Source organism: Oerskovia merdavium, assembly GCF_014836755.1.
GTDB classification, from domain to species: Bacteria; Actinomycetota; Actinomycetes; order Actinomycetales; family Cellulomonadaceae; genus Oerskovia; species Oerskovia merdavium.
The window spans coordinates 1-11,147 of sequence record NZ_JACSQF010000001.1 but is presented as its reverse complement, the minus strand read 5'-3'; the positions used below and the strand labels follow the sequence as shown (position 1 = coordinate 11,147).

At 73.0% G+C, this 11,147-nt stretch carries 6 protein-coding genes; 5 read left to right on the top strand and 1 reads right to left on the bottom strand.

Features of this window, described 5'->3' with window-relative positions; genetic code table 11:
• Positions 1 to 76: 76 nt before the first annotated feature.
• The gene (locus H9641_RS00040) at positions 77 to 883 is read left to right on the top strand and encodes a hypothetical protein (RefSeq protein ID WP_191799878.1); all 807 of its coding nucleotides are present in this window, start codon (positions 77 to 79) and stop codon (positions 881 to 883) included.
• A 184-nt stretch (positions 884 to 1,067) separates the two neighbouring features.
• Entirely contained in the window at positions 1,068 to 6,584 is a 5,517-nt protein-coding gene (locus H9641_RS19820) for a ThuA domain-containing protein (RefSeq protein ID WP_318244288.1), read from the top strand.
• 205 nt (positions 6,585 to 6,789) lie between these two features.
• Here the strand turns inward: H9641_RS19820 and H9641_RS00020 are convergent, their stop codons facing one another.
• Complete coding sequence (locus H9641_RS00020; protein ID WP_191799876.1) at positions 6,790 to 7,392, bottom strand: GNAT family N-acetyltransferase; 603 nt, start codon at positions 7,390 to 7,392, stop codon at positions 6,790 to 6,792.
• Between the two features lie 247 nt (positions 7,393 to 7,639).
• Between H9641_RS00020 and H9641_RS00015 the strand changes: the two genes are divergently transcribed.
• From H9641_RS00015 to H9641_RS00005, 3 genes are all read left to right on the top strand, one after another.
• The gene (locus H9641_RS00015; RefSeq protein ID WP_191799874.1) at positions 7,640 to 7,831 is read left to right on the top strand and encodes a DUF1059 domain-containing protein; all 192 of its coding nucleotides are present in this window, start codon (positions 7,640 to 7,642) and stop codon (positions 7,829 to 7,831) included.
• A 158-nt stretch (positions 7,832 to 7,989) separates the two neighbouring features.
• On the top strand, positions 7,990 to 8,775 hold the full coding sequence (locus H9641_RS00010; RefSeq protein ID WP_191799873.1) for a LamB/YcsF family protein: 786 nt from the start codon (positions 7,990 to 7,992) through the stop codon (positions 8,773 to 8,775).
• Positions 8,772 to 10,751 (top strand): 5-oxoprolinase subunit B/C family protein, encoded by a 1,980-nt coding sequence (locus H9641_RS00005; RefSeq protein WP_191799871.1) that lies wholly within the window; start codon positions 8,772 to 8,774, stop codon positions 10,749 to 10,751. Before H9641_RS00010 ends, H9641_RS00005 begins: the two co-directional genes overlap by 4 nt.
• Positions 10,752 to 11,147: the final 396 nt, after the last annotated feature.

Genomic DNA, 11,147 nt, shown 5'->3' with positions numbered 1-11,147 from the left:
CGCATCACCCTCCGTCTTCGTGCCGGGCGCCCGCGCCGGCACGAACCTCCCGCCCCCGACAGACAGGAACCGACCCGTGGCGCAGAAGACCGCAGCACGACGCAGCAAGGCGGACCTCGCAGCCCGGTCGGCGACCGCTCGGGGAGCGGGGCCCCGGTCCGGGGACGGTGCCGGCCGTCCCCAGCAGCGGCCACCGGAGCGCGCGAGCGCCCGGTGGCCGTGGAACCTCTCGCGCGCTCGTCGCGCGTGGCTCGCGGTCGCCGCGGTCGCGGTGGTCGCCCTGGTCGTCGCGGCGGTCGCCTGGGCCGTGACGCGAGGGCCCGACGACGGAGCATCCGGCGCGTACGCCGTCGACCCCGCGCGCGTGGCCGAGCTCGAGGCCGCCGAGGTGGCGCGCGACGCCGAGAACCTGGGCGTCGTGACCGACTTCGCGGTCTCGGCCCAGGAGGGGCTCGTGCCGACCATGCACGAGCTGTCCGTGGCGCTCCCGCTCGACGGCGCGCCCGGGACCCCGGCGACGCCCGAGCAGCTCGCCATGTGGCGGGACCAGCTCGCGGCCCTGGCGACCGAGGCCGAGGCCCTCCCGACGGGCGCGTCGGGGTACAACGTCACCCGCAACGGTCTGGGCGTCTCGATCGCGCTGCTGGGCGACGCGCTCGACACGCTCGAGCTCGCCGAGGCGTCGGCCGAACCGGCCCGGTCGCAGCTCCTCGCGCTCGCGGGCGACCTGCGCCTGCGCGCCGCGGACACGTGGAGCATGGCCGCGACCCAGCTCGACGAACTGAGCGTCGCCGCAGACCAGGGGCACGTCCACGTGTTCCTCCCGCTCCACCCGGACGACGCGGGCGACGGCGCCGCGAGCCTGGGGGAGAGCGACCACTAGACCGGTGCCCGCCGGGACCACCTGCGGGTGGGCCGAGTCCCGGCGGGCACCCAGGAGCACCGTACGCACGAGGAGGTGAGGACGGACGCAGTACCGGTGGACGGCCCTGGCCGCCGCCGAGGACGACGATCGACTTTCAAAGGAGAAAGCTGTGACCGTACGACACCGAAGGAGACGGGCAGGGGTGAGCGCGCTCCTGGCGCTGACCCTCGCGGCCCCGACCCTGGCACTGACGGCGACACCCGCCGCCGCCCACGACGAGTTCTCCGTGCTCGTCTTCTCCAAGACCGCCGGTTTCCGGCACGACGCGATCCCGGCCGGGATCGCGACCATCAAGCAGCTCGGCGTGGACAACCACTTCGCCGTGACCGCGACCGAGGACGCCGGGGCGTTCACCGAGGCGAACCTCGCGGGCTACGACGCCGTCGTCTGGCTCTCGACGACCGGCGACGTGCTCAACGCCGACCAGCAGGCCGCGTTCGAGGCGTACATCGCGGACGGCGGCGGCTACGCGGGCGTGCACGCGGCGTCCGACACCGAGTACGACTGGCCCTGGTACGGCGAGCTCGTGGGCGCGTACTTCTCGGCCCACCCGCAGAACCAGACCGCGACCGTCGTGGTCGCGGACAAGGACCACCCCTCGACCGCGCACCTGCCGGCCTCGTGGGAGCGGTACGACGAGTGGTACAACTTCCGCGAGAACCCGCGCGGGGACGTGCACGTGCTCGCGACCCTCGACGAGGCGAGCTACTCACCGGGCGGCGGGGCCATGGGCGCCGACCACCCGACGGCCTGGTGCCAGGACGTGGCCGGCGGCCGCTCCTGGTACACGGGCGGCGGCCACACGCAGGAGTCGTACAGCGACCCTGCGTTCGTCCAGCACCTCCTGGGCGGCATCCAGACCGCCGCGGGGGCGGTCGACGCCGAGTGCGGCGCGACGGTCGAGAGCTCGTACGAGCAGATCACGCTCGCGAAGGGCGCCGAGAAGACCGGCGAGCCCATCGCGCTCGCGGTCCTGCCGGAGGGCGACGTCCTGCACACCTCGCGCGACGGCCGGGTCTGGTACACGACCGCGGGCGCGACGACCTCGCTCGCGGGCACCATCCCGGTGTACTCGCACGACGAGGACGGCCTGCAGGGGGTCGCGATCGACCCGGACTTCGCCGAGAACCGCTGGGTCTACCTCTACTACGCCCCGCGGCTCAGCACTCCCGCGGGCGACGCCCCGGAGAACGGGACCGGTCCCGAGTCGTTCGCGGCCTTCGACGGCTACAACCAGCTCTCGCGCTTCACGCTGACCGACCAGAACACGATCGACCTGGCGAGTGAGAAGAAGATCCTCGAGGTCGAGGCCTCGCGCGGCACGTGCTGCCACGCCGGTGGTGAGATCGACTTCGACGCCGAGGGCAACCTCTACCTGTCGACGGGTGACGACACGAACCCGTTCGCCTCGGACGGCTACACGCCGATCGACGAGCGGGCGACGCGCAACCCCGCCTACGACGCGCAGCGCTCGTCGGGCAACACCAACGACCTGCGCGGCAAGCTCCTGCGCATCACCATGAAGGACGACGGGACCTACTCGATCCCGGACGGCAACCTCTTCGCCCCGGGGACGGACAAGACCCGCCCCGAGATCTACGCGATGGGATTCCGCAACCCCTTCCGGTTCTCGGTCGACAAGGCCACGGGCTACGTGCACCTCGGTGACTACGGGCCCGACGCGGGCGGGGCGAACGCGAACCGCGGCCCCGGCGGCTCGGTCGAGTTCAACGTCATCACCGAGCCCGGCAACTACGGCTGGCCGTACTGCGTGGGGGCCAACGTCCCCTACGTCGACTACGACTTCGCGACGGGCACCTCGGGCGCGGCGTTCGACTGCAGCGCTCCCAAGAACACGAGCCCGAACAACACGGGTCTCGTGGACCTGCCGCCGGCCATCGCGGCCTGGCAGCCCTACGACGGCGGCAACGTCCCCGCGTTCGGCTCGGGCGGCGAGTCGCCCATGGGCGCCGTGGTCTACAACTACGACCCCGAGCTCGTCTCGGAGACCAAGTTCCCCGCGTACTACGACGGCAAGCCCCTGCTGTACGAGTGGGAGCGGCGCTGGATCAAGGAGGCCGTGCTCGACGAGGACGGCAGCCCCGCGGGCTTCGCCCCGGCGCTGACGGGTCTGAACATCCGTCGTCCCATGAACCTCGAGTTCGGTCCGGACGGCTCGCTGTACGTGCTCGACTACGGCAGCGGCTACTTCGGCGGCGCCGCGGACTCCGCGGTCTACCGCATCGACTACGTCAAGGGCTCGCGCTCCCCGGTCGCCGAGATCGAGGCGTCGGTGACCAACGGCGGCGTGCCGCTCGAGGTCGTCCTCGACGGGTCGGCCTCCAAGCACCCGGAGAACCTGCCGCTCACGTACGCGTGGGACGTGGACTCGGACGGCACGGTCGACTCGACCGAGCCCGTCGTGACGCACACCTACACCACCAAGGGTCAGTACACGGCCCGTCTGACGGTCACGGCCCCCGACGGCAAGACGGGCGTCGCGACCACGACGATCACGGTCGGCAACACCGCCCCCGTGGTGACGCTCGACCTGCCGCAGGACGGGCAGTTCTTCGACTTCGGTGACCAGGTGCCGTTCAAGGTCACGGTCACCGACGCCGAGGACGGGACGCAGGTCGACTGCGACAACGTCGTCGTCGAGTACATTCTCGGCCACGACAACCACGGTCACCCGCTGTCGAGCGCGACCGGTTGCGAGGGCGTCCTGACGACCGTCAAGGACGAGGGCCACGGGCTCGACGCCAACATCTTCGGGGTCGTCAACGCGACGTACACCGACGGTGGCGCCGAGGGCGTGCCGGCTCTCAGCAGCGACGACGAGGTGGTGCTCCACACGCGCACCAAGCAGGCCGAGTACTTCACGTCGCAGCAGGGGGTCCAGGTCGTCGACAAGACCGCGGCCGAGGGCGCCAAGCAGCTCGGCTACATCGCCGCGGGCGACTGGTTCGCGTTCGACCGGATGAACCTCAAGGACATCACGGGCATCTCGGCGCGCTACACGTCGGGCAACGCGGGCGGTCTCATCGACGTCCGGGTGGGAGCCGCGAACGGTCCGCTCCTCGGGACCATCACGATGGGCTCGACGGGCAGCTGGGAGACGCACGCGTCGTCCGACGTCGTGCCGATCACCGACCCGGGCGGCACGAACACGCTGTTCTTCGTCGCGCGCTCGGCGTCGGGGGGCACGGGCGACATGTTCGACGTCGACTCGCTCCACTTCGCCGGCAAGGGGGCCGCGAACAACGTGGCACCCAGGCTCACGGCCGTCACGGGCACGCCCACCACGGGTGACGCCCCGCTCGACGTGACCTTCACGGCCACGGCGACCGACGCCGACGGCGACGACCTCACGTACGCGTGGGACTTCGGCGACGGGGGCACCGGCACGGGGGCCCAGGTCTCGCACACCTACACGACGGGCGGCGCGTTCACGGCCAAGGTGACCGTCAAGGACCCGGCCGGCGCCTCGGCGTCGGGCACCGTGAAGGTGACGACGTTCGGTGCGCTCGAGTGCACCGAGCCCGACCCGCAGCGCGGGCCCGAGGACGAGTTCCTCGGTGCGTCGATCGACGCGTGCCGCTGGGACGTCCACAGCTACCGCCCGGACCTCGCCGAGGTCCGCGACGGCAAGTGGGTCGTCACCACGACCGACGACGACTTCTACGGCACGGCGAACTCGCCCGTGCCGAACATCGTCACGACCGACCAGCCGGGCGACACCTGGACCGTGGAGACGTCGTTCACGGCGCCGCTCGCCCGGTCGGCCCAGCAGGGCGGCATCATCGTCTACCTCGACGAGAAGAACTACGTGAAGCTCGACGTGGTCGGCAACGACGACGGCTCGGTGCGTGCCGAGCTGCGCAGCGAGGTCGGGGACGTCACGCAGAACCCGCAGCCGGGGATCGACAACCTCGCCAAGCCGGTCTACGGCGAGTACCTGCTGCGTCTCTCGCGGGCGGGCGACACGTTCACGGGTCAGGTCTCGGTCGACAACGGCCAGTCCTGGGCCGCGCTGCCCGGTGGCGTGAAGAACGTGGCGGCGCAGGACGCCGGGGTCGGGGTCTTCGCGCTCGGCAAGCTCGCGGGCACGGCGCAGATCGACGTCGCGTTCGACTACGTGCGCCTCGTGGACGGCACGCCGCCCACGTGCGAGGGCACGACGGCGAGCGACACGTTCGAGGGCACCGAGCTCGACGCGTGCCGCTGGTACGTCGTCAACCCCGACGCGTCCAAGCTCGCGGTGAGCGGCGGCGCGCTGCGCCTGACCACCACGGACGACGACGTGTTCGGCGCGACCAACTCGACCGTGCCGAACATCCTGCGCAACAAGGTCGTCACGGGTGACGAGTGGACGGTCGAGACGACCATCACGGCCGACCTCACGCAGAACTACCACCAGGGCGGCCTCATGGTCTTCAAGGACCAGGCCAACTACGTCAAGGTGGGCGTGATCCACAACGGGGCGGGAGCCGGGACCGTGGGCTTCGAGGCACGCAGCGAGAAGGGCGACGTGGTCCAGAACCCGCAGCCCGGCGTGTCCGACCTGCCGCGCGAGGCCGACAAGACGTATCACGTGCGCCTGACGCGTGACGGGAGCACGTTCACGGGCTCCTGGTCGCTCGACGGCGTCACCTGGACGGACCTCGCACCGGTCACGAACGACACGCTCGCGGGGATCGCGCCGGGGCCGTTCGCGCTCGGCAAGAACCAGACGGCTCCCACGACGGTCGCGTTCGGCGACGTCACGTTCGTCGAGGACGAGCCCGAGGTCTGCGAGCCGGCCACGCCCGCGGAGGGCTACCGCATGCTCTTCGACGGCACGGCCGAGTCGCTCGCGGGCTGGAAGATGGCCGGCCCGGGCGGGTTCGCGCTCCAGGAGGACTGCTCCATGCTGTCCACCGGGGGCATGGGCCTGCTCTGGTACCCCGAGGAGCTCGAGGCCTACAGCCTCACGCTCGACTGGAAGATGGCCGGGGACGACAACTCGGGCGTCTTCGTCGGGTTCCCCGACCCGGGGAACGACCCGTGGGTCGCGGTCAACCAGGGCTACGAGATCCAGATCGACGCGACGGACGCCGACGACCGCACGACAGGTGCGATCTACACGTTCCAGAGCGCCGACCTCGCGGCCCGCGACGCCGTCCTCAAGGCGCCGGGGGAGTGGAACTCGTACGAGATCAAGGTCGAGGGGCAGCGGATCCGGGTGTTCCTCAACGGGACGCTGATCAACGACTTCACCTCGACCGAACCGTCGCGTGACCTGTCGTCCGGCTACATCGGGCTGCAGAACCACGGCAACGGCGACGACGTCTCGTTCCGCAACGTCCAGGTCAAGGACCTGACGGTCGAGCCGGAGCCCGAGGTCGAGGTCACCACGACGGTCAGGTCCCAGTGCGTGGGGCGGACCGCCAACGTCTCGGTCCGTGTGGTCAACGACGAGGACGTCCCCGCGGACATCGTCGTCACGACGCCGTTCGGCACCAAGACCTTCCTCGGCGTCGCGCCGGGGAAGTCCGCGCACCAGTCCTTCAGCGCGCGTGCCGGCGCGGTGGAGGCAGGTGTCGCGCAGGTCACCGCGACGGCCGGGGGTCGGACGACGACCTTCGACGTCGCCTACGGGGCCACGAGCTGCGGGTGACCGGGTGACCGGTCGAGAGGCTGACCCGTCGCGCGAGTGACGGGCGGCGTCGCCGGCCGGTCGACCGCAGCAGCGGGCGGGCGGGATCCTTCGGGGTCCCGCCCCGTCCGTCGTCCGGCACGCGTGCGGGGCGCGGCTCAGCATGGTGCCCGACGGCGTCGCTCGCCACGGTGCGCCGCGTGCCCCGGAGCGTGCCGGGCCGCGCTCAGCCCAGCGGGCGGACCATCACCACGTCGTCGTGCGACTCGCCGCCCACGACGTAGGTCCGCCTCCCGGCGACCTCGAAGCCGTGCTTGCGGTAGAAGGCCTGGGCCCGTGCGTTCTCCTCGTTGGTGCCGAGCCACACGGCCCGGTCCGGGACGAGCCCCGGCGCCGCGTCGAGCGCGGCCCGCATGAGGTCGCTCGCGACCCCCGTGCCCTGGGAGCCGGGGTGCACGTAGATCTTGGAGAGCTCGACCGTCGGCTCGTCGCCGACGACCGCGACGATGTCCTGGTCGGCGGGCACCGCGCGCACGAGCAGGGCGTAGCCGACGAGACGGTGGTCCGCGGTGGTGCCGTCGGGTGTGCTGCCGCCGTCAGGGTTGCCGTCGAGGACCTCCCCGGGGCCCGCGGCCTCGGCGAGGAGCAGTTCGTGGTCGGCGCTCGCGGCCCAGGCCGCGAACCTCTCGGGGGAGAGCTGCGTACGGATGTGCTCGGCGACCGCGGCGGGGTCCGAGCCGGGCGGGCACGCGAGCGGGAAGGTGATCGCCGCGAGCGCCGCGAGGCGCTCGGCGTCGTCCGGGGTCGCGGGGCGCAGGGAGGTCGTCACCCGCGCAATCTACCCGGGTGCACCCACGCGCGGGAGGCGCGGACCGCCGTCGGGCCGGCGAGCACCGAACCGCGCGCGTCCCCGCCCTGCAGACGCGCGCCCCCGGCGTGCGAGCGACCCGCGCCGTTGACACCTCACCGCGCACGGAGGACGGTGGAAGGACCGGAGACGTCGCCCGCCCAGCCCACGGACGCCGCCCCGCCCGGAGCCCCGACGACGGGGTCCGCGTGAGGGGAGGTGAGAGCACATGAGGAAGATGGTCGACTGTCGGACGACGCCCAGCGTGATCAACTGCACGTTGACGATCGCCGGCGAGGAGGAGGAGGTCCTCGACGCCGCGTACGACCACATGGTCAGCAAGCACGGACACGAACCCACGCCACAGCTGCGTGAGGAGATCCGCGCCGACCTGGTCGACGCCGAACCCTCGATGGCGTGACGGAACCTCCCGGCGACGGAGCCGAGTCACCGGGACCGGAGAACCCGGAGGGACAGCCGGTCGTGACCACGAGGTCACGGCCGACAGCCGTGCTCCGGGGCCCGTGCCGTCCGCGGCGGCCCCTGCTGGGCGCAGGCGTTCTCGGCGATGATGGGGGCATGGCACACCTCACGGCGCCCGGCGCGCGCCGCATCGACCTCAACGCGGACCTGGGCGAGGGGTTCGGGCCGTGGGCGCTCGCGGACGACGACGCCCTGCTCGACCTCGTGACCAGCGCGAACGTCGCGTGCGGGTTCCACGCGGGGGACCCGACGATCATGCGCACGGTGACGCGAGCCGCCGTCGAGCGGGGCGTGAGCATCGGCGCGCACGTCGCGTACCGCGACCTCGCGGGCTTCGGACGGCGCTTCCTCGCGGTGGCTCCCGCGGAGCTGACGGCGGACGTGGTCTACCAGCTCGGCGCCCTCGACGCGTTCGCGCGCCTGGCCGGCGACCGGGTCCGGTACGTCAAGCCCCACGGCGCGCTCTACAACGCGATCGTCCGGCACGAGGAGCAGGCGCGCGCCGTCGTGGAGGCGGTCGCGGGCTACGACCCGACGCTCCCGGTCGTCGGGATGTCCGGCTCGGCGGTGCTTCGGCTCGCCCGGCAGGCGGGGCTGCCCGTGGTGCACGAGGTCTTCGCCGACCGCGGCTACGCGCCCGACGGGTCGCTCGTGCCCCGTGGGACTCCCGGCGCGGTCCTGCACGACCCGGCCGCGGTCGCCGAGCGGGCGCTGCGCCTCGTGACCGAGGGCGTAGTGGTCGCGTCCGACGGCAGCGAGATCACGGTCGAGGCCGACTCGGTCTGCATCCACTCCGACACCCCGGGCGCGGTCGCGCTCCTGACCGAGGTGCGCCGGACGCTCGAGGCGAGCGGCGTCGTCGTGCAGCGGTTCGGCGGATGAGCAGGCCGACGGACGCCGCGCGGCCGACGGGCGGCCGACGCCAGGGTGGTGACACGGCGCGGGCGGATGCCGGCGGGCCGCCCCGAGGCGGCGTGCGGACGGGCACGGCGGGCGCGACCACGGGAGCGACCGTGAACGGTGCTGCGGACGGGACCGACCGGTTGCCGGTGCGCCCCTACGGCGACCGGGCGCTCCTGGTCGACCTGCCCGGGCTCGACGAGGTCCATGCGTTGGCCGCCGCGCTGCGGGCGCGGCGTGTGCCGAGGGTCGCGGACGTCGTGCCCGCGGCACGCACGGTGCTCGTGCTGCTCGACGACACGGCGAGCTCCGCCGACCTGGCCCGCGTCGAGGGCGAGGTGCGTGCGGCCTGGGCCGCGGTCGCCCGCCGCGGGGGCGCGGAGGGGGGAACGGACCCCGCCTCGCGGGCCGGTGCGCCGGGCGCTGCGACGCCGGGGGCAGCGGCGGTCGTCGAGATCCCCGTCGTCTACGACGGGGAGGACCTGGCCGACATCGCCGCGTGGGCCGGCTTGTCGGTCGCCGAGGTCGTCGCTCGTCACACGGGCCGCGAGTACGTGGTCGCGTTCGGCGGCTTCATGCCGGGCTTCGGGTACCTGACCGAGGTGGACCCGGCGATCGCCGCGCCCCGCCTCGCGACGCCCAGGACGCGGGTTCCCGCGGGGTCGGTCGCGCTCGCGGGAGACCTCACCGCGGTCTACCCGCGGGCGACGCCGGGCGGGTGGCGGCTGCTGGGGCGGACCGACGTGGACCTGTTCGACGTCGACCGGGACCCGCCCGCGCTGCTCACTGCGGGCACCCGGGTCCGGTTCCGCGCGGTCGAGCGGCTGGACGACGACGACCAGGACGGTGGGGCCCGCGGGGACAAGACCGTGGGCGAGGGTGACGGGGCCGCGCGTGACGGCGGGCGTACTCCTGTCGGCGGTGACGGCGGCGGCGCCGCGGCCGGTGGACCGGGGCGAGCCCGCCAGGACCGGCTCGTGCCCGGTGCACCTGGTGCTCCTGGTGCTCCCGGTGCGGCCGAGCGTGTCGGCCGGGGTGCCCCGCGCGAGCCGCGCGGTGTCGAGGTCCTCGCGCCCGGGCTCCTCACGCTGGTCGAGGACGGGGGCCGCCCGGGGTGGGCCGCGGCTGGCGTCGGTCGGTCCGGCGCGGCGGACCAGGGCGCACTCCGTCTGGTGAACTGGCTGCTCGCCAACGACGGCGCCGCAGCCGCGCTCGAGGTGACGCTCGGTGGGCTGGCCGTGCGGTTCCACGAGCGAGCGACGTTCGCTCTCGCAGGCGCGCCCGCGCCCGCGACGCTCGACGGGACCCCGGTCGGGATGCAGGCGCTCCTCGTCGCGCGACCCGGATCGGTGCTGAGGCTGGGCTTCCCCGTCGGTGGAGCGCGCACCTACGTGGGCGTGCGGGGCGGGTTCGAGGCCCCGCCGGTGCTCGGGTCGCGTTCGTACGACGTCCTCGCCGAGCTGGGGCCGGCGCCGTTGCGTGCGGGGGACCTGGTGGCGATCGGGCCGCGACCCTCGGCGCTGCCGGTCGTCGAGGCGGTGCCCTCGCGTCGCGCGTTCCCGACGGGCGGCCCGGTGGGCGTCGCGCTGGACGTCCGCGGGGGACCCCGGCCGGAGTGGTTCGACGACGACGCACTGGCCACGCTGCTCGAGGGGGAGTTCGAGGTCTCGAACGCCAGCAACAGGGTGGGGCTGCGCCTCTCGGGCCCGACGATCCGCCGTCGTCGCGGGGAGCCGGCGAGCGAGGGGCTCGTGCCCGGGGCGATCCAGGTGCCGCCCGACGGGAACCCGGTGCTGTTCCTGCGCGACCACCCGGTCACGGGCGGCTACCCGGTGATCGCGGTCGTCGCCGCGGACGGGCTCGACACCGCGGCGCAGCTCCGACCGGGGGACAGGGTCTCGTTCCGATGGGCGCGAGCGGGGCGCCAGGTCCGGGACGTGGGGCGGGTGGGGACCTAGCCACGGTGGTGTCGAGCGAGCACCGTGCGCGAGGCTCTCCGGGTGTCCGGCGTGGCGACGGAGGGCTGCACCAGGCGGAGTTGACGGAGTCGAGGCGCACCGCGTAATGTTCTGGAAGTCAGCCCGGTAGGGAGGAACAGACACCACTGCGAAGCTCCTCGGAGCCGCCGCGAAGTGGCTGGAACCCCCGGGTGGCCACCCTGAAGATCTCGACGAGGCACTCGTGCGTCGTTGGATGATCTGCTGGGAGGCCGGCTCAGGTAGATCTTCTCCGCCGGAAACGGCGGGTTGAGAAGCCGGAAAGAGTCTGGTAGATTAGAGAAGTTGCCCCGAGTGAAGGCCTGGAAACGGGTTGGAGTCGGTGCGTGTCGGTTGCTTGAGAACTCAACAGTGTGC